Raw genomic sequence first — 20,008 nt, forward strand, 5'->3', positions numbered from 1 at the left:
CTCACTCTCCGGCGGCCACGAGGACGGCGGCGACGCCGAGCACCAGCGCGCCCGCGACGACGGCGCTCAGGTACGTCTGGACGTTGCCGGTCTGGGCGCGGCGGGCCAGCGCGCCGAGGCGTCCGGGCGCGGCGGCGGCGCCCCGTACGTAGGTCTCGATCACGGCGCGGTCGAGGAAGCGGACCAGCCGCGCCCCGGCCAGGGTGGGGCGGACGACGGCCGCGGTGTACAGCGCGTCGAGGTGGAATCCGGCGGCGGCGGGGGCGCGCAGCGGGCCGAGCAGGGCGGGCGCCGGGTCGGACCAGGCGCGGCGCCACGCCGCCCAGGCGGCGAGGAGGCCGGTGAGGGCGGCGGCGACGGCGAGGACGGAGGTGGTGAGCTGCGGGCCGAGGCCGCCGCCGTCCCACCAGTCGTCGAGCCAGGGGTAGGAGAGGCCTAGGAGCAGCGAGGGGAGGGCCAGGACCCACAGCGTGGCGGTCATGACGGGGTTGGTGCCCTCGGCGGCGGGCACGGGGTCGGGGCGTGTGTCGGCGGGGCCGTAGAAGGCGAGGAGGAAGAGGCGGGCGGCGTACGCGGCGGTGAGCGGCGCGGCCAGGAGCCCGGCGACCAGGACGAGCCATCCGGCGACGGCGGGGGCGCCGTGGGTGTCGCCGAGCGCGGTGTGCTCTGCGGCCGTCAGCACGGCCTCCTTGGAGAAGAACCCGGCGAAGGGCGGCACGGCGGCCAGGGCGAGCAGGCCGATCGCCATGGTCCAGTAGGCGTCGGCCGCGCGGCGGCGCAGTCCGTCCATGCGGGACAGGGCGCGCAGCGAGCCGGTGCCCGCCGTGTGGATGAGGACGCCCGCGCCGAGGAAGAGCAGGGCCTTGAACGCGCCGTGGGTGAGGAGGTGGAAGACGGCGGCGTCGCGGTCGGCGACGGCCAGGGCGCCCGTCATGTAGCCGAGCTGCCCGATGGTCGAGTAGGCGAGGACGCGTTTGATGTCGTCCTGGGCGAGGGCGGCGAGCGCGGAGCCGAGGAGGGTCAGCGCGGCGACGACGGCGAGGACGGTGAGCGCGGCGGCCGAGGCGGCGAAGACGGGCAGCAGGCGGGCGATGAAGTAGACGCCAGCGGCGACCATCGTGGCCGCGTGGATGAGCGCGGAGACGGGGGTGGGGCCCGCCATGGCGCCGGGCAGCCAGGTGTGCAGGGGGAACTGGGCGGACTTGCCCGCGACGCCTGCGAGCAGCAGCAGGGCGATGAGGGTGGGGTGGTCGAGCTGGTGGTCGGACAGGGAGGACGTGAGGCGCGTGACGATGGTGCTGATGCGGAACGTGCCGACGTCGGTGGCCAGCGCGAGGATGCCGAGGAGGAACGGGACGTCACCCAGTTTGGTGACCAGGAACGCCTTCAGCGACGCCGCACGCGCGGCGGGTGTCTCCCAGTAGTGGCCCACGAGGAAGTACGAGCAGATGCCCATCACTTCCCAGCCCACCAGCAGGACGATCAGGTCGTCGGCGTACACCACGAGCAGCATGGCGGCGGTGAACAGGGAGACGAGGGCGGCGTACGAGGCGTAGCGCGGGTCGTCCGCCATGTAGCCGATGGAGTACAGCTGGACGCATGTGGCGACGACGGCCACCAGCACCGCCACCAGCACGGCGAAGCCGTCGAGGTGCAGGGCGAGCTGGACGGGGATTCCGCCGGTGGGTGTGAGCCGTGTAGCGGCGTCGATCGGGTCGTCGCCGCCCTGGCGGACGGCCACCAGCACGGCGAGTGCGGCGGCGGCCAGGGTGGGCAGGACGGCGAGGGGCCGTACGTACCCGGGTGCGCTGCGGCCGGTCAGCAGGATCAGCGCGGCGGCGGCCAGGGGCAGCAGCGGTACGAGGACGGCTGCGGTCGTGGTGTTCACTCGGTCTCCCGCTGCGGCGCGCGCGGTTCGCGCAGGGCGCGCAGCTCGTCGATCGCCACCGTGCCGCGCGCGCGGTGGACGAGCAGCACGATGGCGAGGCCGATACCGATCTCGGCGGCGGACAGGGCGATGAGGAAGAGCGTGAAGACCTGGCCCGCGTGCGTCGCGTCGCGCAGCCAGACGTCGAAGGCGACGAGGTTCAGGCTGACGGCGGCGAGCATCAGTTCGACCGACATGAGCACGAGGACGGCGTTGCGGCGGGCCAGGACGCCGTACAGGCCGACGCAGAACAGCAGCACGGCGAGCACGGCCGGGTAGACGAGGTGCATCAGCGGTCGCCTCCGGCGCGCGAGCGGACGCGGGAGACGACGATCGCGCCGATCAGCGCGGCCAGCAGCAGCACGGACAGCGCCTCGAACGGCAGCACCCAGGTGCGGAACAGGCTGTCGCCGACCTGCTCCGCCGTGCCGTGCGGCGTGTCGAGGTCGATCCAGGCGGTGCGGAACGCGTCGATCACGAGCGTGACGAGCAGCGCGGCGGCGGCCAGCGCCACCGCCAGCGCGACCGGCCGGTTGCCCGAGTCGGCGTCCGGGGACGGGCCGATGGGGGCCTTGGTGAGCATCAGGCCGAACAGCAGCAGCACGACGACCGAGCCGAGGTAGATGAGGACCTGCACCCACGCGACGAACTCGGCGGTGAGCAGCAGGTACTGCACGGCCAGGCCGCCGAGGGCGACGACGAGCCACAGCGCCGCGTGCACGAGCTGCCTGGTCGTCACGCACAGCACGGCGGCGCCGAGGACGACGAGCCCGACGAGGACGAAGACGACGTCCTGCCCCGAGGGGGACAGCAGTTCGCGGCTGGTCACCCGCCCGCCTCCTGGCCCGTGGCGCGCCCGGCCGCCTTGCGCGCGGCGGCGATCTCCTTGGGCTCCTCGGCGGCCGGGTCGGGCGGCGGGGGCTCGGGGACCGTCCACATCCAGGCGCGCAGCCGGTCGCGTTCGTGCGTCAGTTCACGGATGTCGGTCTCCGCGTACTCGAACTCGGGCGACCAGAAAAGGGCGTCGAACGGGCAGACCTCGACACAGATCCCGCAGTACATGCACAGCGAGAAGTCGATGGCGAACCGGTCGAGGACGTTGCGGCTGCGCTCGCGCCCGCCGGGCGCGGCCGGGGGCAGCGTCTCCTTGTGCGAGTCGATGTAGATGCACCAGTCGGGGCACTCGCGGGCGCACAGCATGCAGACGGTGCAGTTCTCCTCGAACAGCGCGATCACGCCCCGGCTGCGCGGCGGCAGCGAGGGGGACGTCTCCGGGTACTGCTGGGTGACGCTCCTGCGGGTCATCGTCCGCAGCGTGATCGCCAGGCCCTTGGCGAGTCCCGACCCGAAACTCATGCGGTCACCACCCTGATGATGCCGGTCAGCGCGAGCTGGGCGAGCGCCACCGGGACGAGCACGGTCCACGCGAACCGCTGGATCTGGTCGGCGCGCAGCCGGGGCCAGGCGACGCGTGCCCAGATGACGAGGAAGCTCAGCGCGCCGGTCTTGAGCAGCGTCCACAGCCAGCCGAGGCTGTCGGACGCGGGCCCGTGCCAGCCGCCGAGGAACAGCACGGCGGTCAGCGCGGAGACGACGACGATGCCCGCGTACTCGGCCAGCAGGAACAGCGCGAAGCGCAGGCCCGAGTACTCGGTGTACGCGCCGAAGATGATCTCCTCGGGCGCGATCGGCGCGTCGAACGGCGGCCGTTGCAGCTCGGCCATGCCCGCCGTGAAGAACACCAGGCCGCCCGCGAGCTGCCAGGGGATCCACCACCACTCGAAGGCGTCGAGGATGCCGGGCAGGCTGAGCGTCCCGGCGGCCATCGCGACGGAGGCGGCGGAGAGCAGCAGGGGCAGTTCGTACGCCATGAGCTGCGCGGCGGTGCGCAGGGCGCCCAGCAGCGCGTACTTGTTGGCCGACGCCCAGCCCGCCATGAGCGAGCCGAGCACCCCGACGCCGAGGACGGCGAGGACGAAGACGAGGCCCGCGTCGAGCGTCTGGGCGACGAACCCGTCGGGGCCGACGGGGATCGCGACGAGGACGACGAGGTACGGGACGAGCGCGAGGGCGGGCGCGAGCCGGAAGATCCGCCGGTCGGCCTCGGCCGGGACGGTGTCCTCCTTCTGCGCGAACTTCACGCCGTCGGCGACGAGTTGCGCCCAGCCGTGGAAGCCGCCCGCGTGCATGGGCCCGACGCGTCCCTGCATGTGGGCCATGACCTTGTGCTCCGCCTGCCCGACGAGGAGGGGGAGGACGAGGAACGCGGCGAGGACGGCGAGCAGCCGCCACAGGACATCGACGACGTCCATCAGCGCTCCTCCTCCCCGTCCCGGCCGTCCCGGGGCTCGGGCTCCTCCGCGCCGTCCTGCGGCGGGAGCCACGGCGCGTCGCCCGCACCGGCCCGCCGCACGCCGCCCTCGGGCCGCTGGCTCGCCGACCCGTCACCGGCCGAACGGTTCCTGCGCGGCGGGCGCGGCGCGCCAGGCGACCCCGCCTCGCCCGCCTCGTCGGCCCGCTGGCTCGCCGAACCCCCGCCCGCCGTACGCGTCCTGCGCGGCGGACGCTCCCCGCCGCCCGTTCCGGCAGGCCCCGCCTCACCACGCGCCGCCGGGGCGGGACGCCCCCGGCGCGCCGGGGCGGCGGGCAGGGTGCCCTTCAGCGGCCCCCACTCGTTCGGGTCGGGAACGCCTGGCGGCAGCGCCTGCCGCCGCCGGGGCCCGCCGTGCTCCGACTCCCCCGGCTCCTTCGCGCCGGGCCACGCCTTCGCGACGCGCGCCGCCAGCACGAAGTCCTTCCGCAGCGGGTGCCCCTCGAAGGTGTCGGGCAGCAGCAGCGGCGTCAGCCCCGGGTGGCCGGGGAAGGCGATGCCGAACATCTCGTGGGTCTCCCGCTCGTGCCACGCCGCGCCCGCGTACACGTCCGTCGCGCTGGGCAGGGACGCGTCCCCGCGCGGCACGGACGTCCGCAGCAACAGCCGTCGCGGGGCGGGGGCGCCTGGGCCAGGCAGGGCGACGACGTGCGCGCACACCTGGAAGACGTCCGCCTCGTCCACCGCGCTCAGCCAGTCGAGGAAGGTGCAGCCGAGCACGTCACGCGCCGTCCGCAGCGCGTCGGGCCAGGCGTCGCCGCCGGGCACGTCCACCGTGAGGACGCCGTACGCCTCCGACGCCTCGGCGCCGGGGCCGAACAGGGCGGTGGCCTCGCGCGGCAGCCAGCCGACCGTCACCGGCCGTCCTCCCCCGGCAGGACGAGCGGGCCGGTCAGCGCGGCGGGCGAGGCGGCGGCGGGCGCGTACCGCTCCGCCGTCGATTCCTCGGCGATCTTCTCCTGGAGCTTCAGGATGCCCTGCAACAGCGCCTCGGGGCGCGGCGGGCAGCCCGGCACGTACACGTCCACGGGGATGATCTGGTCCACGCCCTTGGTGACCGCGTACGAGTCCCAGTACGGGCCGCCGCAGTTGGAGCAGGCGCCGAACGAGATCACGTACTTCGGCTCGGGCATCTGCTCGTACAGCCGCTTCACGGCGGGCGCCATCTTGTCGGTGACGGTGCCCGAGACGACCATCAGGTCGGCCTGGCGCGGCCCGGGCGCGAACGGGATGACGCCGAGGCGGATGAAGTCGTGCCGCGACATGGAGGCGGCGATGAACTCGATGGCGCAGCAGGCCAGTCCGAAGTTGAAGACCCACAGGCTGTAGCGGCGGCCCCAGTTGAGGACCACCTTCATCGGCTCGGGCGCCAGCCGGGCGAGCGCGCCGAGCCGGGGCGCGGGTGTCGCGGGGGTCAGGTCCATTCCAGTACGCCCTTCCGCCACGCGTAGAGCAGCCCCACGGTGAGGAAGCCGAGGAAGACGAACATCTCCACCAGCGTCGCCGCGCCGAACCCGTCGGCCGCGAAGACGGTGGCCCAGGGGAAGAGGAGGACGGCGTCCACGGCGAAGATCACGTACAGGAACGCGTAGACGTAGTACCTGATCTGGGTGTGCGCCCAGCCCTCCCCGACGGGATCGACGCCGCACTCGTACGGGAGCAGCTTCTCCGGCGTGGGCACGGTCGGCCGCAGCAGGGCCGAGGCGCCGAACGCGACGGCGACGAACAGCACGCCGACCACCGCGACCAGACCGACGACGGAGTAGCCGTGGAAGTAGTCGGGCACGTGCGGCCTCCGCTGACCTGTGGGGAGGAGGGGACTGGGACTGACTGCACGGGAGTCTAGGGGGTGCGGGCCGTGTTGTGACCACGCCGCCCGGCCGCGCGGGGTGGGGCTGGCCCCACCCCCGGTCCGCCGACGCACCCCATGGCCCGCCGGGCGGGGGGTTCGGCACCCTTGAGCTGTGCCGAACGAACCCGAAGGGCCGCCTTCCATGATCACGACGCTGCTCCGCCTGCCGTTCCAGCCCCGCACGCTCCGCGAGGGCGCCCACCTGGCGCTGAACCTGCCACTCGGCATCGCCGGTTTCACGGCCGCGGTCACCGGCCTGTCGGTGAGCCTCGGCCTCGCCGTGACGTTCGTCGGCCTCCCGCTGATGGCGCTCGTGCTCGTCCTGATGCGGTCGTGGGGGGCGTTCGGCCGGGCGCGGGCCCGGCTGCTGCTCGGCGCACGGATCGAGGAGCCCGAGCCGCTCGGCGAGCGGCTGCGCGCCCTGCGGCAGCGGCGCGAGGGGTGGCTCGTCGTGCTGAGCGGGACGCTGCGGGACGGCCAGGCGTGGCGCAGCACGGCGCACGCGCTGCTGATGATGCCGTGGGGCGTCCTCACGTTCACGCTGATGGCGATCGCCTGGGCCGGGTCCCTCTCCCTGCTCACGTACCCGATCTGGTTCTGGCCGCTGCACGCGTCGGGCGAGGAGGGCATCGGGATCGGCGGCGACCGGAACCGCTGGGTCTGGGACGGCCCGGCCGAGATGCTCCTCGCCGTGGCGATCGGCCTGGTGATGCTGCTGATCACGGCGCCGCTGATCAGGGGTGCGGCGCTCGCGGAGCGCGAGGCGACGACGCTGCTGCTCGGCCCCTCGGCGACGGCGGCCCGCGTGCGGGAGCTGGAGTCGGACCGCACGACCGTCGTGGACACCTCGGCCGCCGACCTGCGGCGGATCGAGCGGGACCTGCACGACGGGGCGCAGGCGCGGCTCGTGGCGCTGGCGATGGGCCTCGGCATGGCGAAGGAGAAGCTGGGGAGCGACCCGGAGGCGGCGGCGCGGATGGTGGACGAGGCGCACGGCGAGGTGAAGCTGGCGCTCCAGGAGCTGCGCGACCTGGCGCGGGGCATCCACCCGGCGATCCTCACGGACCGGGGCCTCGGCCCGTCGCTTTCCGTGCTGGCGGCGCGCTGCACGGTCCCGGTGGGCGTGGACGTGGAGCTGTCGGAGCGGCCCGCGGAGGCGATCGAGGGGATCGCGTACTTCACGGTCTCCGAGCTGCTCCAGAACGTCAGCAAGCACAGCGGCGGGCGCCGTGCCGAGGTGGAGATCTGGCGGGCCGACGAGCGGCTGATGATCCAGGTGACCGACGACGGGCGGGGCGGCGCCGACGCGGCGGCGGGCTCGGGGCTCGCGGGCCTGGCGGAGCGGCTGGCCGCGGTGGACGGCGTGCTGGCCGTCAACTCCCCGCTCGGCGGTCCCACGACCGTGTCGGCCGCGCTGCCCTGGCGTGACCGCGGCGCCGCGGCGCCGCGCCGTGGATGAGATGCTGCACCGGGACGGGCTCTCGCCCGTCCCCGGAGAAGACGTCGGGAACAGGGGGCTCGCGCCGTGCGGGTGGTGATCGCCGAGGACTCGGTGCTGCTGCGGGAGGGCCTGACGCGGCTCCTGACCGACCGGGGGCACGAGGTCGCCGCCGGTGTCGGCGACGGCGAGGCGCTGGTCGAGGCGGTGCACCGGCTCGTGGACGCGGGCACGCCGCCCGACGTGGTCGTGGCCGACGTCCGGATGCCGCCGACGCACACCGACGAGGGCGTACGGGCGGCCGTGCGGCTGCGGAAGCGCTTCCCCGACCTGGGGGTGCTGGTCCTGTCACAGTACGTGGAGGAGCAGTACGCGACGGAGCTGATCGCCGGGTCGAGCCGCGGGGTCGGCTATCTGCTGAAGGACCGGGTGGCGGACGTCGGCGAGTTCACCGAGGCCGTGGACCGGGTGGCGCGCGGGGGCACGGCGCTGGACCCCGAAGTGATCGCACAACTGCTCGGGCGCAGCCGGAAACAGGACGTTCTCGAAGGGCTCACGCCCCGGGAAAGAGAAGTCCTAGGACTAATGGCCGAGGGACGCACGAACTCGGCGGTCGCCCGGCAGCTCGTGGTCAGTCACGGAGCGGTGGAAAAGCACGTCAGCAACATTTTCTCGAAGCTCGGGCTGGCCCAGAGTGACACAGATCACCGGAGGGTTCTCGCGGTTCTCACGTATCTCAATTCCTGAGCCGCCCGGCCCGCGCGGGCCGGGCGGATCCGGTCGTCCCGCGTCCCTGACCAGAGACTTTTCCGTCTTCTCCGCCGTTCCTGGGCGGATCATGTGCCGGGCGGGGAAGCCTGTCCCCGGGCCACGTCCATCATGTGATCACCTTCAGGAAGGCATGCCTTACCCGCGTACCATGGCTGACACGAGCCGCCTCAAGGAGGGCTACTGCAGTGACCACTGAGGTCAACCAGGCGAGCCGGGACACCGCCGGTGAGAACAACGGAGCCGGTAAGGACGTCCGGCGCCTGGACCGGGTCATCATCCGGTTCGCAGGGGATTCCGGCGACGGAATGCAACTGACGGGCGACCGTTTCACCTCCGAGACAGCGTCGTTCGGTAATGACCTCGCGACGCTGCCGAACTTTCCCGCGGAAATCCGCGCACCCGCCGGGACCCTGCCCGGTGTCTCGTCATTCCAGGTGCACTTCGCGGACCACGACATCCTCACTCCGGGTGACGCCCCGGGTGTGCTCGTCGCGATGAACCCGGCCGCGCTCAAGGCGAACATCGCCGACCTGCCGCGCGGCGCCGAGATCATCGTCAACACCGACGAGTTCACCTCGCGCGCCGTGGCGAAGGTCGGGTACGCGGGCAATCCGCTGGAGGACGGCTCGCTCGACGGGTACAGCGTCCACCGGGTGCCGCTGACGACGCTGACGGTGGAGGCCCTGAAGGGCTTCGACCTGACGCGCAAGGAGGCGGGGCGCTCGAAGAACATGTTCGCGCTCGGCCTGCTGTCGTGGATGTACCACCGGCCGACCGAGGGCACCGAGGCGTTCCTGCGGGCGAAGTTCGCGAAGCGCCCGGAGATCGCCGAGGCCAACCTGACCGCGTTCAGGGCGGGTTGGAACTTCGGCGAGACCACCGAGGACTTCGCGGTCTCCTACGAGGTCGCGCCCGCCGCGTCCGCCTTCCCGGCGGGCACCTACCGCAACATGTCGGGGAACCTGGCGCTGGCCTACGGCCTCGTGGCCGCCGCGCAGTGCGCCGACCTGCCGCTGTACCTCGGCTCCTACCCGATCACGCCCGCGTCCGACGTGCTGCACGAGCTGTCCAAGCACAAGAACTTCGGCGTGCGGACGTTCCAGGCCGAGGACGAGATCGCGGGCATCGGCGCGGCGCTCGGCGCGGCGTTCGGCGGCTCCCTCGCCGTCACGACGACGTCGGGGCCGGGCGTGGCGCTGAAGTCGGAGACGATCGGCCTCGCGGTCTCGCTCGAACTGCCGCTGCTCATCATCGACATCCAGCGCGGCGGCCCGTCCACCGGCCTGCCGACCAAGACGGAGCAGGCCGACCTGCTCCAGGCGATGTTCGGCCGCAACGGCGAGGCGCCCGTGCCGATCGTGGCGCCCGCGACGCCGGGCGAGTGCTTCACCGCCGCCCTCGACGCGGCGCGCATCGCGCTGACGTACCGCACGCCCGTCTTCCTGCTGTCCGACGGCTACCTGGCCAACGGCTCCGAGCCGTGGCGCGTGCCCGAGACGTCGGAACTGCCCGACCTGCGGACGCAGTTCGCGAGCGGCCCGAACCACGAGCTGGCCGACGGCACCGAGGTGTTCTGGCCGTACAAGCGCGACCCCGAGACGCTGGCGCGCCCCTGGGCCGTGCCGGGCACCCCCGGGCTCGAACACCGCATCGGCGGCATCGAGAAGCAGGACGGCACCGGCAACATCTCCTACGACCCGGCCAACCACGAGCACATGGTCCTCACCCGCCAGGCGAAGATCGACGGCGTGAGCGTGCCCGACGCGGTCGTGGACGACCCGGGCGGCCGGGCGCGCACGCTGGTGCTCGGCTGGGGCTCGACGTACGGGCCGATCACCGCCGCCGTGCGGCGCGTCCGCCGCGAGGGCGGGCATGTCGCGCAGACCCACCTGCGCCACCTCAACCCCTTCCCTGCCAACCTCGGGGAGATCCTGCGGTCCTACGACCACGTGCTGCTGCCGGAGATGAACCTCGGTCAGCTCGCCCTGCTGCTGCGGGCGGAGTACCTGGTGGACGTCCGGTCGGTCACGCAGGTCACGGGGCTGCCGTTCAAGGCCGAGCGGCTCGCGTCCGCAATCAAGGAGGCTCTCGACGATGTCCACTGAGGCCACGCAGACACCCGACCGCATCCGTACGGCGCTGTCCCTCGTGCCGACCGCCGCCGGGCGCCAGTCCGCGAAGGACTTCAAGTCCGACCAGGAGGTGCGCTGGTGCCCCGGCTGCGGGGACTACGCGGTCCTCGCCGCCGTGCAGGGCTTCCTGCCGGAACTGGGCGTGGCGCGCGAGAACATCGTCTTCATCTCCGGCATCGGCTGCTCGTCCCGCTTCCCGTACTACATGAACACGTACGGGATGCACTCGATCCACGGCCGCGCCCCCGCGATCGCCTCGGGCCTCGCGACGGCGCGCCGTGACCTGTCGGTGTGGGTCGTCACCGGTGACGGCGACGCGCTGTCCATCGGCGGCAACCACCTGATCCACGCGCTGCGGCGCAACGTCAACCTGAAGATCCTGCTGTTCAACAACCGGATCTACGGGCTGACCAAGGGGCAGTACTCGCCGACGTCCGAGTCGGGCAAGATCACCAAGTCCACGCCGATGGGCTCGCTCGACACCCCGTTCAACCCGGTGTCGGTCGCGCTGGGCGCCGAGGCGTCGTTCGTCGCGCGGACCGTGGACTCCGACCGCAAGCACCTGACGGGCGTGCTGCGCGCGGCGGCCGAGCACCGCGGGTCGGCGCTGGTGGAGATCTACCAGAACTGCAACATCTTCAACGACGGCGCGTTCGACCTCATCAAGGACAAGCAGACCGCGCAGGAGGCCGTGATCCGCCTGGAGCACGGCGAGCCGATCCGCTTCGGCGTGCCGTGGGCCGAGGCGGACGGCGGCGACGGCCTCGGCTCCCTCGGCGTCGTCCGCGACCGGGCGAGCGGCGAGCTGGCGGTCGTGGACGTGACGGCCGAGGGCACGGACGGCGTGCTCGTGCACGACGCGCACACCGCGTCGCCGACCACCGCGTTCGCCCTGTCCCGGCTGGCCGACCCGCAGACGCTGCACCGGACGCCCATCGGCGTCTTCCGCAGCGCGGAACGGCCCGTCTACGACGACCTGATGGCGGAGCAGCTGGAGCAGGCCGTCGTGCAGCGGGGCAAGGGCGACCTGGGCGCGCTGCTGACCGGCAACGACACCTGGACCGTCGCGGGCTGACCCGCCGCCTCCCGCTCGCGCCCCACGGCAGCCCTGCCGTGGGGCGCAACCGGTATGACAAGCCGACGGGCCGGGCGTAGCGTCGGGACGGACCGCGCGCGCGAGGCGGGCTGGCCTGAAGGGTGGGGGACGTGAGTACTGGCGGGACGGCGAGCCGGTCGGGCATCGTGTTCGGGCTCGGCGCGTTCGGTCTGTGGGGCCTGCTGCCCCTGTACTGGGCGCTGCTCGACACGACGGACACCGGCGAGATCCTGGCGCACCGCGTCGTGTGGTCGCTGCCCACCGCGCTCGTGCTCGTGGCGCTCGTCCGCGACTGGGGCTGGATACGGCCGCTGCTGCGGCAGCCGCGACGCCTGGCGCTGATCGCGGCGTCGGCGGCGCTGATCACCGTCAACTGGTACGTGTTCATCTGGGCGGTGGCCAGCGACCACGTCCTGGAGGCGTCGCTCGGCTACTTCATCAACCCGCTGCTGACCATCGCGCTCGGCGTCGTGCTGCTGCGGGAGCGGCTGCGGCGGGCGCAGTGGGCGGCCGTCGCGGTCGGCGGGCTCGCGGTGGTCGTGATGAGCGTGGCGTACGGGCAGGTGCCGTGGATCTCGCTGACCCTCAGCGTCAGCTTCGGGGTGTACGGGCTCGTCAAGAAGACGACGGGCCTGGACGGGCTCCAGGGGTTCACCGCCGACTCGGCGTTCCAGTTCCTCCCGGCGCTGGTGTTCGTCGTGGTGCTGGGCGCGCGCGGCGACGGCACGTTCACCACCGAGGGCGCGGGCCACACCGCGCTGCTGGTCGGCAGCGGGCTGGCGACGGCGCTGCCGCTGATCTTCTTCGGCGCGGCGGCGGTCCGGCTGCCGCTGTCGATGATCGGCATGATGCAGTACATCGCGCCGACCGCCATGTTCCTGCTGGGCCTGCTGGCGTTCGACGAGGAGATGCCGCCGGAGCGCTGGATCGGCTTCCTCCTCGTGTGGACCGCGCTCACGATCCTCACGTGGGACGCGCTGCGCACGGCGCGCGCCAACCGCCGGACGGTCGCCGTGCACACCCCGGCCACCACCACCGCCACCGCGCCCGCCCCCGTCCCCGCTCCGGACGAGGGGCGCGCTCACCCCACGGGGCGGTGACCGGCGAGCCGCGCCTCGTCGGCCGGGCGCCCGGCGGTCCGCGCGCGTACCTCCTCGGTGACCTGGGCCAGCCTCACGTCCACGTCGATCGTCGCGGCGAGCGCCTCGTCGAACGCGGCGAGACCCTCCCGCAGACGGCGTTCCGTCTCGGCGGTGTACACGGGTTCCGATGCGGTCATGTCACTCCTCACCCTCTCGGTCCTCTTCGTCGTTCTCCTCCAGGAACCGCGCGAGCGCGGCACGGGCCCGGCGCAGGTTCTGCCGCACGTTGGCCGCGGGCACGCCCATGGCCGCCGCCGTCTCCGCCGGGCCGCATCCGTCGAACGCGAACGCCATCACGGTCCGCTGCACCGGCGGGAGCCGCCACAGCAGTTCGAGGATCAGGAACCGGCCGGGGACGTCCTCCGTCGCGTCCCGCGCGACCGCCTCGGGCAGCAGGTGCCCGAGCTGGTCCGCGCGGTTCCGGCGCACGAGCCGCAGCCACGCGCGGTAGCACGTCGTACGCAGCCAGGCCGCCCGGTGGGTCACCGTCTCCCAGACGCCCGCCAGGTCGATGAACGCGCACTGGACGGCGTCCTCGGCGTCGGGCCGCCTGGCGCCCGCCTTGATGAGGAAGCCCACCAGCGGGACGAAGCGCTCGCGGAACAGCGCCTCGAACGCCGCGTCGAACCCCGGCCCCGGCACGGCCCCGGCGCCGCGCTCGTACTCCCGGCGCGCGCTCCTCAGCAGCTCGGCCCACGACGCCACGGCGGGGCGTCTGCGCAGCAGCGCGCGGCGCTCCCGCTCCGACATCCCGCCCCACACACCGGACTCGACGCGGTTGTCGAGCGCGGTCGCGAGGCACTCCGTCCGCACGGGGCAGGGCAGGCAGACCAGCTTCTCGGCCGCCCGCGGGGACAGTTGCGGCGTCGGGTCGCTGTCCGACGCGGTGGACAGGCACGCGGCGTGGTCCGCCCAGTCGGTCACCCACATCCCGATCCCCCCTCCCCCGCGCCACCGGGCGGCCTCGGTCCGACCTCGATGGTCACCGTGCCCTCTGGCCCCTCGACGACACGGCTGCCCGCGGGCAGCGCGCGCACCACGTCGCGTCGTACCGTCCCCCGGAGTCTTTCCCTCTGGACGCGCCCCCGTACCCGGACCCACGTGTGCAGAAGACGCATCACGTAGCCCGCCACGGCGACGACCGCGGCGATCTCCCACTCCGACAACACCCGGCTCCGATCTCCAGCAGAACACCTTGTCGGAGGTAGTGGCTCCGGAGGCTGCTCCGCGTGACCTCGGTCGGCGAAGTTTCTTCTCCGGGGGCGCCGCCAGGGGCGTTCAGCCGCGCAGGAACGCGAGCAGGTCCTCGGTGAAGCGTTCCTTCGTGCCGGGGACGAGCGCCAGGCCGTGGGACGCGCCGGGGTAGATCTTCAGCGTGGCGTCCGGGATGATCCCGACGGCCTTCTCCGCCGTCGCGGCGAGCGGGACCATCCGGTCGTCGTCGCCGTGGACGAGCAGCGTCGGGATGTCGAAGCGGCGCAGTTCCTCCGTGAAGTCGGTCTCCGCGTACTCCCCCACGCACGCGACGGCCGCCTTGAGGCTCTGGTGCATCGCCATGAACCAGAAGGCGTCCTTCAGGCCCTGGCTGACGCGGCCCTCCGGGTCGTCGTCCTCGCCGCCCGTGCTGAAGAAGCGGTCGGCGAGGGTCCGCCAGAACTCCGCCCGGTCGGCGCGCAGCCCCTGCCGTACGGCGTCGAGGGCGTCGATCGGCAGCCCCTCCGGGTTGGTCTCGGTCCTCAGCATGAGCGGCGGGACCGCGCCGAGCAGCACGGCCCGTACGACGCGCGCCGTGCCGTGGCGGCCGATGTAGCGCGCCAGTTCACCCCCGGCCATCGAGTGGGCGACGAACGTGATGTCGTGCAGGTCGAGGGCCTCCACGAGCTGGGCGAGGTCGTCGGCCCAGGTGTCCATGTCGTTGCCGTGCCAGGTCTGGGTGGAGCGCCCGTGCCCGCGCCGGTCGGGGGCGATACCCCGGTAGCCCGCCTCCGCGACGGCGACGAGCTGGTCGTCCCAGGCGTCCGCGTCGAGCGGCCAGCCGTGGAGGAAGACGACGGGCGCGCCGATGCCCCAGTCCTTGTAGTAGATCTCCGCGCCGTCGTGCATGGTCACGGACGCCATGGGTGCCTCCCGGGCAGCGAGGGTGAGCGCTGACAGGAGCCATTTAACGCACTTCGCCCCGGAACGCCCCGTATGCCGCGCGGCGGGCGGGGGCGGCGTCAGGCGGGCGTGACGGTGAGGGTGTAGATCAGGCTGTCGCGGAGGGTGAAGGTGTACGCGAGGTCGTGCGCGCCGCCCGGGAGGTCGCCGCTGAGGTGGAGCGTCGCGGTGCAGTGGGCGTCGTCCTCGCAGTCGGCCGCCGCGGGGGTCACGGTGTAGGTGTAGTCGGAGGTCGTACCGGCGAGCCAGGTGGCGATCTCGGCGGTACCGGCCCACGTGCGGCCGGAGTCGGTGACGGTCGCGTCGGGGGTGAACGAGGCCAGGGCGGTGGTGGTGTCGTGCGCCCGGTGGGCGTCGAGGTAGTGGCGGATGGGCGCGGGGAGTCCGGGCGGGGTGGCGTCGGGCATGGGCGTGCTCTCGCTGACGGGGTCTGTCGGGGGATTCAGGCGCGGGTCGAGGTGCTGACCATGTCCTGCGAGAGCTGCCACAGGCGCCGGGCGCGTTCCGGGTCCAGGGCGTGGGCCGCGACGCCGCTGTTCGTGCCCTCGGCGTGGGGGACGGCCTCGTTGCAGTCCTCGAAGTACCGGCCGCCGACGTGGGCGAGCGGCGGGTAGGCGGCGAGCAGGACCGAGGTCGCGGCGCCCTGCTCGGGGCTCTTGAACGTCTCGCCGGTCGAGGTGGCCTGGTCCAGCTCCTCCTGGCTCAGGTAGCGGGTGAGGCGGGAGAGGACGCCGCCGGGGTGCGCGGCGTTGACCGTGATGCCGTCGGGCGACCAGCGGCGGTTCGCCTCGACGGCGAACAGGGCCGTGGCCGTCTTCGACTGCGCGTAGGCGACCGCGGGGTCGTAGGGGCGGTGGCGGAAGCCCAGGTCGTCGAGGTCGAGGCCGTCGCGCAGGTGCGCGCGGGAGCTGAGGGCGACGACGCGGGCCCGGTCGGCGGCGGCGAGCGCGGGGCGCAGCCGCGTGGTGAGGGCGAAGTGGCCGAGGTGGTTGACGGCGAACTGCAGCTCCCAGCCCTCGGCCGTGCGGCTCTCGGGGGTCATCATGACCCCGGCGTTGTTGACGAGGATGTGCAGCGGCCCGTCCCAGGCGTCGGTGAACGCGGTGACGGACGCCTGGTCCGCGAGGTCGAGCGGCGCGACGAGGACCTGCCGGTTGCCGGTGCTGCGGGCGATGTCCTCGGCGGTGCGCGCCCCGGCGGCGGTGTCGCGTACGGCGAGGGTCACCTCGGCGTTGGCGGAGGCCAGCGCGCGGGCCGTCTCGACGCCGATGCCCGAGCTGGCGCCCGTCACGACGGCGCGGCGGCCCGTGAGGTCCACGCCGTCGATGACCTCGGCGGCGGTGGACCGGGCGTCGAACGGTGTGGTGATGCGCTCCGGCTCGCTCATGGGGCCTCTTCCTGTCCGGTGCCTGGCGGGGGCTCCCGCGGTCACTTTCCGGACATTATGGGCGAGGCTGCCGCCGGTGGCCCGGCAACACGGTCAGGCGCGGGCGTCGTCGCCGCGGGCGTCGTCCGCCGGACGGGCGGGTGCCTCGGCGAGGCCGCGTTCGAGGTGGCGCAGGAGGCGGACGGCCTCGGCGCGGCGCCGCTCGGACAGGCCGCGCGCCGTCGCCGCGTCCAGGGCGGCCCACGCCGCGTGGACGCCGGGGAGCAGGGCGCGGCCCTCCGGGGTGAGCGTGACGAGGACGGCGCGGCGGTCGGCGGGCGAGGGGGCGCGCGTCAGGAGGCCCTTGCGTTCGAGGCGCTGGACGGTGCGGCTGACCGTGGAGGGGTCGAGGTCCAGGGCGTGCACCAGGCGGCTCTGCGGCTGCCCGTCCTCCTCGCCGAGCCGCATGAGCACCAGCTCCTGCCCGGGGTGGAGACCGAGGGGCTGGAGCAGGGCCGCGGCGGCGTTCCGGTGGGCGTGGGCGAGGCGGACGATCAGGTGGCTCGTCCCGCCGTGCTCGGTCATCTGCTCCCCCGATTGTTTGGCCCGCCACATACTATAGGCGCTCCGACCTGCGGCTCGGCCGCGTCACCGCGTTCATCGGCCCGCCGAGAGCTACCGTCGTCTGACCAGAGAATCGCGGAGGGACGGAGCGGCGATGACCGACGGTACGGATGTGGTCGTGGTGTTCGGCGGCACCGGGCGGCAGGGCGGCGCCGTGGCGCGTGAACTGCTGCGGCGCGGGCGGACGGTGCGCGCGGTCGTGCGTGACCCGTCCTCGGACGGCGCCCGCTCGCTCGCCGGGGCGGGGGCGGAGCTGGCGACCGGGGACATGGACGACGCGGCCTCCCTCGACGCCGCGCTGCGCGGCGCGTACGGCGTCTACAGCGTGCAGACGTTCACCGGTCCCGACGGCCCGGAGGGCGAGGTCAGGCAGGGCGGGCTCGTCGCGGAGGCCGCCGCCCGCGCGGGGGTGTCGCAGTTCGTCTACGGCTCGGTCGGCGGCGCGGAACGGGGCAGCGGCGTGGCGCACTTCGAGTCCAAGGGCCGGGTCGAGCGGCGGATCGAGGCGCTGGGGCTCCCGGCGACGATCCTGCGCCCCGTCTTCTTCATGGAGAACTTCCAGGGGCCGCTCGGTCCTGCGCGCCGGGACGGCGCCCTGGTGCTCGCCCTGCCGCTGCGGCCGACGACGGCGCTCCAGATGATCGCGGTCGCGGACGTCGGGGTGCTGGCGGCCGACGCGTTCGACGACCCGGCGGGCCATCTCGACCGGCGGATCGAGATCGCGGGGGACGAGCTGACGGGGCCGCGGATGGCCGAGGTGTTCGCGGAGGTGGCCGGGGAGCCGGTGCGGTGGGAGACGACGCCCGTCGAGGACGTGCGGGCGCGGGACGAGGAGTCGGCCACGATGTTCACGTGGTTCGACACCCGCGGGTACGCGGCGGACCTGCCCGCGCTGCGGGCGCAGCGGCCCGAGCTGCGGACGCTGGCCGTGTGGGCGCGGGACAACTGGGCGCCGCCGGGGCGGTGATGGGCCCTCCCGGCCGCGCACCGGCGATTGTCAGTGCCTCCGGTTAGGCTCACGGCGCCGCCTGTCCTCGTGGGGGGAGGACGGGCGGCGGCGAGGCGCCGAGGGGGCAGTGACGGGCCCCTGAGGTGTGGTGACGACGGCTGACCGGGTGGAGCGGTGGAAGGGAGGTGGGGCGCGGTGGACGTCGCCGAGGCGCGAAGGGCCCCGGGGGACGACGAGCTGGCCAAGGGCTCGGGGACCACGGGTGTCGTGCCGGAGTTCGGGCTGCTCACGGCGGACGTCGGCGGGGCGTTCATCGCGTTGCCGGTACGGAGGAGGGGGACGCCGGGCGGGTGGCTGTCGAGGGCGGGAGGGGGGTCCTGACGGGGGGCGACACGAAGCGGCGCGGGCGCGTGGCCGACCGGCGGGCGCCGGGGCCGACGCCGACGCCCGGGGGGTGATCCGGTCCCCGCCGTCGCGCGGGACGGGGACCGGCGGCTCGCCTCCCGGGGGCGCGGCGGCCGGGCTCAGCTCAGCAGGGCGTTCAGTTCGGTGTACGGGAGGGCGTCCTCCAGCGAGGTGTAGGTGCCGGGGCCGTACGCCTCGTCGGCGGCGCGGCGCACCACCGCGTAGGCCGCCTCGGCGACGGCCGCGCCGAGGCTGACGCGGGCGGCCCCGGCCGCGGCCAGGTCGGGGACGGGCGGGGAGCCGGGCACGCCGGAGACGTTCAGCGGCACGGTGAGTTCCCGCGCGAGCGCCGACACCGTGGGCAGGTCGCGCACGTGCGGGACGAAGACGCCGTCCGCGCCCGCCGCCACGTAGGCCGCCGCGCGGTCCAGCGTGGCGCGCAGGCGGTCGGCGGGGTCGCCGACCTGGCGGAGGTAGGTGTCCACGCGCGCGTTGAGGAACAGGGGGACGCCCGCGGCGTCCGCCGCCTCACGGGCGGCGCGCAGCCGCTCGGCCTGCTCGGCGACGGGCCGTAGCGGGCCACGGCCCTCCGTGTCGGCGTCCTCGATGTTCACGCCGACGGCACCGGCGGCCAGGACGCCGCGCACGGTCACGGCGACGTCGTCGGGGCTCGCGCCGAAACCGGTCTCGATGTCGGCCGTCACCGGGAGGTCCACCGAGGCGGCGACACGGGCGATCAGCTCAAGCGCCAGGGCGCGCGGCAGCCCGCCCCCGTCCGCCGCGCCGAGGCCCCAGGCGACACCGGCGCTCGTCGTGGCCACGGCGGGGGCGCCGGCCGCCGCGACGATCCGCGCCCCGGCGGCGTCCCAGACGTTGGCGAGGACGAGGACGGGCCGGTCGGGGGCGTGCAGGGCGTGGAGGAGGCGGGCCTTGTCATGCTGTGCGGTCATCCGCCCATACCAGCACCGGCCGACGGCCGGGACCAGCGGGATTCGGACGTGAACACCCGGCCGGGAGCGCGCGTCTTCAGGGGCGGCGGAGCCGCACGCACAGGAAGACCGGCAGGTGGTGCGTCTTGTCGTACCGGCGCGGTTCGGTGTGCCTGGCCTCCTCGGTGGCGCGTGGCTCGCGCAGTTCCTCCAGGACGAAACCGGCGCCGAGCAGTTCGCAGGGGAACGTCTCCGGCGTCATCCGCCCCGGGACGAGGGCGAATCCGTCACCGAAGGGCAGCTCGACCCGCTCCTCGGCGAAGGAGGAGCCGCCGAAGTGGACCCGGTCGTCCGTCGGATGCGTGGTGGAGACGAGGAGCGTCCCGCCGGGCAGCAGGACGCGCCGGATCGCGGAGAGCAACTGCGCGCGAGCGAGCAGGTGGTGGTGGACGAGGCCCGCGACCACGAGGTCGAACGACGCGTCCGCCAGGAAGTGCAGTGGCTCCTCCAGGTCGTGACGGTGCAGGGCGGCGCCGTCCCCGAGCCGTTCCCCTGCGGCGTCGAGCAGGCTCTGGCTGCCGTCCACGCCGACGATCCTGGCGGCCCCTCGCTCGCGCAGCGCGGCGGCGAGGTGGCCCGCGCCGCACCCGAGGTCCAGCACGTGCCGCCCCGTCACGTCACCGGCGGGACCGAGCATGGCCGGGCGCTCGGTGTACGCGTTGTAGGCACTGTCCGTCGCCTGGGCGGCGAACTGCCTGCCCATCTCGCCGTGGTACGCGGTCGCCGGTGTCGTCCGGTCATCCGAGCAGAGGCGGGAACGGCGCGGAGCCCGCCCGCCGGTGAGGGCGG

22 protein-coding genes and 1 pseudogene are annotated in these 20,008 nt (G+C 74.0%); 6 read left to right on the plus strand and 17 right to left on the minus strand.

The genetic code is table 11. The annotated features are described in order from the left end of the window. Position 1: 1 nt before the first annotated feature. Genes IF27_RS10735 through IF27_RS10770 form a run of 8 tightly spaced genes read right to left on the minus strand, consistent with a single transcriptional unit; the run spans position 2 to position 6,084 of the window. A complete protein-coding gene (locus IF27_RS10735) occupies positions 2–1,888 on the minus strand; it encodes an NADH-quinone oxidoreductase subunit 5 family protein (protein ID WP_052849222.1) in 1,887 nt (628 codons plus the stop codon). Then, positions 1,885–2,217, minus strand: coding sequence for an NADH-quinone oxidoreductase subunit NuoK (nuoK, locus tag IF27_RS10740; RefSeq protein WP_052849223.1), 333 nt, complete (start codon positions 2,215–2,217; stop codon positions 1,885–1,887). The genes IF27_RS10735 and nuoK overlap by 4 nt, the downstream gene beginning before the upstream one ends. Beyond that, entirely contained in the window at positions 2,217–2,756 is a 540-nt protein-coding gene (locus tag IF27_RS10745) for an NADH-quinone oxidoreductase subunit J family protein (protein ID WP_052849224.1), read from the minus strand. The genes nuoK and IF27_RS10745 overlap by 1 nt, the downstream gene beginning before the upstream one ends. Next, positions 2,753–3,283: a NuoI/complex I 23 kDa subunit family protein gene (locus IF27_RS10750; RefSeq protein ID WP_052849225.1), complete on the minus strand. Its 531-nt coding sequence runs from the start codon at positions 3,281–3,283 to the stop codon at positions 2,753–2,755. The genes IF27_RS10745 and IF27_RS10750 overlap by 4 nt, the downstream gene beginning before the upstream one ends. Next, positions 3,280–4,239: a complex I subunit 1/NuoH family protein gene (locus IF27_RS10755; protein ID WP_190232899.1), complete on the minus strand. Its 960-nt coding sequence runs from the start codon at positions 4,237–4,239 to the stop codon at positions 3,280–3,282. Before IF27_RS10755 ends, IF27_RS10750 begins: the two co-directional genes overlap by 4 nt. Continuing rightward, entirely contained in the window at positions 4,239–5,156 is a 918-nt protein-coding gene (locus IF27_RS10760; RefSeq protein WP_052849226.1) for an NADH-quinone oxidoreductase subunit C, read from the minus strand. Before IF27_RS10760 ends, IF27_RS10755 begins: the two co-directional genes overlap by 1 nt. Further along, the gene (locus IF27_RS10765; protein WP_052849227.1) at positions 5,153–5,722 is read right to left on the minus strand and encodes an NADH-quinone oxidoreductase subunit B; all 570 of its coding nucleotides are present in this window, start codon (positions 5,720–5,722) and stop codon (positions 5,153–5,155) included. Before IF27_RS10765 ends, IF27_RS10760 begins: the two co-directional genes overlap by 4 nt. Further along, a complete protein-coding gene (locus IF27_RS10770; protein WP_052849228.1) occupies positions 5,713–6,084 on the minus strand; it encodes an NADH-quinone oxidoreductase subunit A in 372 nt (123 codons plus the stop codon). Before IF27_RS10770 ends, IF27_RS10765 begins: the two co-directional genes overlap by 10 nt. A gap of 208 nt (positions 6,085–6,292) precedes the next feature. Here IF27_RS10770 and IF27_RS10775 point away from each other — a divergent pair, with 208 nt between their 5' ends. The 5 genes from IF27_RS10775 (at position 6,293) to rarD (ending at position 12,687) form a co-directional block, all read left to right on the plus strand. Next, positions 6,293–7,609, plus strand: a complete 1,317-nt coding sequence (locus IF27_RS10775; RefSeq protein ID WP_052849229.1) for a sensor histidine kinase — start codon at positions 6,293–6,295, stop codon at positions 7,607–7,609. 66 nt (positions 7,610–7,675) lie between these two features. Further along, positions 7,676–8,335, plus strand: a complete 660-nt coding sequence (locus tag IF27_RS10780; RefSeq protein WP_052849230.1) for a response regulator transcription factor — start codon at positions 7,676–7,678, stop codon at positions 8,333–8,335. Positions 8,336–8,544: 209 nt separating this feature from the next. Next, complete coding sequence (locus tag IF27_RS10785) at positions 8,545–10,464, plus strand: 2-oxoacid:acceptor oxidoreductase subunit alpha (protein ID WP_052849231.1); 1,920 nt, start codon at positions 8,545–8,547, stop codon at positions 10,462–10,464. Continuing rightward, a complete protein-coding gene (locus tag IF27_RS10790) occupies positions 10,454–11,566 on the plus strand; it encodes a 2-oxoacid:ferredoxin oxidoreductase subunit beta (protein ID WP_052849232.1) in 1,113 nt (370 codons plus the stop codon). Before IF27_RS10785 ends, IF27_RS10790 begins: the two co-directional genes overlap by 11 nt. 131 nt (positions 11,567–11,697) lie before the next feature. Beyond that, positions 11,698–12,687 carry an EamA family transporter RarD gene (gene rarD / locus IF27_RS10795; protein ID WP_223291001.1) on the plus strand — a complete coding sequence of 330 codons (990 nt, stop codon included), beginning with the start codon at positions 11,698–11,700 and terminating at the stop codon, positions 12,685–12,687. On the opposite strand, the gene IF27_RS10800 is transcribed toward rarD, so the two are convergent. The 7 genes and pseudogenes from IF27_RS10800 to IF27_RS10825 all read right to left on the minus strand — a co-directional run bounded on the left by IF27_RS10800 (position 12,669) and on the right by IF27_RS10825 (position 16,837). Then, a complete protein-coding gene (locus IF27_RS10800; RefSeq protein WP_052849233.1) occupies positions 12,669–12,866 on the minus strand; it encodes a hypothetical protein in 198 nt (65 codons plus the stop codon). The genes rarD and IF27_RS10800 overlap by 19 nt on opposite strands. Before the next feature lies 1 nt (position 12,867). Then, a complete protein-coding gene (locus tag IF27_RS32035) occupies positions 12,868–13,371 on the minus strand; it encodes an RNA polymerase sigma factor (protein ID WP_420821999.1) in 504 nt (167 codons plus the stop codon). Beyond that, positions 13,366–13,659: pseudogene (locus IF27_RS32040) on the minus strand (WhiB family transcriptional regulator); the annotation flags it as partial. The pseudogene IF27_RS32040 and the gene IF27_RS32035, both read right to left, overlap by 6 nt. Before the next feature lie 348 nt (positions 13,660–14,007). Next, positions 14,008–14,847: an alpha/beta fold hydrolase gene (locus IF27_RS10810; protein WP_052849234.1), complete on the minus strand. Its 840-nt coding sequence runs from the start codon at positions 14,845–14,847 to the stop codon at positions 14,008–14,010. A 98-nt stretch (positions 14,848–14,945) separates the two neighbouring features. Continuing rightward, positions 14,946–15,293 carry a nuclear transport factor 2 family protein gene (locus IF27_RS10815; RefSeq protein WP_052849235.1) on the minus strand — a complete coding sequence of 116 codons (348 nt, stop codon included), beginning with the start codon at positions 15,291–15,293 and terminating at the stop codon, positions 14,946–14,948. A gap of 35 nt (positions 15,294–15,328) precedes the next feature. Further along, positions 15,329–16,273: an SDR family NAD(P)-dependent oxidoreductase gene (locus IF27_RS10820; protein WP_052849236.1), complete on the minus strand. Its 945-nt coding sequence runs from the start codon at positions 16,271–16,273 to the stop codon at positions 15,329–15,331. 93 nt (positions 16,274–16,366) lie between these two features. Next, positions 16,367–16,837 carry a MarR family winged helix-turn-helix transcriptional regulator gene (locus tag IF27_RS10825; RefSeq protein WP_052849237.1) on the minus strand — a complete coding sequence of 157 codons (471 nt, stop codon included), beginning with the start codon at positions 16,835–16,837 and terminating at the stop codon, positions 16,367–16,369. Between the two features lie 133 nt (positions 16,838–16,970). On the opposite strand from IF27_RS10825, the gene IF27_RS10830 reads away from it, so the two are divergent. Then, entirely contained in the window at positions 16,971–17,843 is an 873-nt protein-coding gene (locus tag IF27_RS10830; RefSeq protein ID WP_052849238.1) for an NmrA/HSCARG family protein, read from the plus strand. Between the two features lie 506 nt (positions 17,844–18,349). Here the strand turns inward: IF27_RS10830 and IF27_RS10840 are convergent. Beyond that, positions 18,350–19,180 (minus strand): isocitrate lyase/PEP mutase family protein, encoded by an 831-nt coding sequence (locus IF27_RS10840; RefSeq protein ID WP_052849240.1) that lies wholly within the window; start codon positions 19,178–19,180, stop codon positions 18,350–18,352. A 76-nt stretch (positions 19,181–19,256) separates the two neighbouring features. Beyond that, the gene (locus IF27_RS10845) at positions 19,257–19,922 is read right to left on the minus strand and encodes a class I SAM-dependent methyltransferase (protein WP_052849241.1); all 666 of its coding nucleotides are present in this window, start codon (positions 19,920–19,922) and stop codon (positions 19,257–19,259) included. Between the last annotated feature and the right edge of the window lie 86 nt (positions 19,923–20,008).

The organism is Streptomyces avicenniae, assembly GCF_000719135.1.
GTDB lineage: Bacteria > Actinomycetota > Actinomycetes > Streptomycetales > Streptomycetaceae > Streptomyces > Streptomyces avicenniae.

What these genes read in the sequence shown, in the direction of transcription:
- nuoK (WP_052849223.1), bottom strand. Translation starts at nt 2,217, where the DNA reads ATGCACCTCGTCTACCCGGCCGTGCTCGCCGTGCTGCTGTTCTGCGTC.
- IF27_RS10750 (WP_052849225.1), bottom strand. Translation starts at nt 3,283, where the DNA reads ATGAGTTTCGGGTCGGGACTCGCCAAGGGCCTGGCGATCACGCTGCGG.
- IF27_RS10755 (WP_190232899.1), bottom strand. Translation starts at nt 4,239, where the DNA reads ATGGACGTCGTCGATGTCCTGTGGCGGCTGCTCGCCGTCCTCGCCGCG.
- IF27_RS10765 (WP_052849227.1), bottom strand. Translation starts at nt 5,722, where the DNA reads ATGGACCTGACCCCCGCGACACCCGCGCCCCGGCTCGGCGCGCTCGCC.
- IF27_RS10775 (WP_052849229.1), top strand. Translation starts at nt 6,293, where the DNA reads ATGATCACGACGCTGCTCCGCCTGCCGTTCCAGCCCCGCACGCTCCGC.
- IF27_RS10790 (WP_052849232.1), top strand. Translation starts at nt 10,454, where the DNA reads ATGTCCACTGAGGCCACGCAGACACCCGACCGCATCCGTACGGCGCTG.
- IF27_RS10800 (WP_052849233.1), bottom strand. Translation starts at nt 12,866, where the DNA reads ATGACCGCATCGGAACCCGTGTACACCGCCGAGACGGAACGCCGTCTG.
- IF27_RS10810 (WP_052849234.1), bottom strand. Translation starts at nt 14,847, where the DNA reads ATGGCGTCCGTGACCATGCACGACGGCGCGGAGATCTACTACAAGGAC.
- IF27_RS10815 (WP_052849235.1), bottom strand. Translation starts at nt 15,293, where the DNA reads ATGCCCGACGCCACCCCGCCCGGACTCCCCGCGCCCATCCGCCACTAC.
- IF27_RS10820 (WP_052849236.1), bottom strand. Translation starts at nt 16,273, where the DNA reads ATGAGCGAGCCGGAGCGCATCACCACACCGTTCGACGCCCGGTCCACC.
- IF27_RS10825 (WP_052849237.1), bottom strand. Translation starts at nt 16,837, where the DNA reads ATGACCGAGCACGGCGGGACGAGCCACCTGATCGTCCGCCTCGCCCAC.
- IF27_RS10830 (WP_052849238.1), top strand. Translation starts at nt 16,971, where the DNA reads ATGACCGACGGTACGGATGTGGTCGTGGTGTTCGGCGGCACCGGGCGG.
- IF27_RS10840 (WP_052849240.1), bottom strand. Translation starts at nt 19,180, where the DNA reads ATGACCGCACAGCATGACAAGGCCCGCCTCCTCCACGCCCTGCACGCC.
- IF27_RS10845 (WP_052849241.1), bottom strand. Translation starts at nt 19,922, where the DNA reads ATGGGCAGGCAGTTCGCCGCCCAGGCGACGGACAGTGCCTACAACGCG.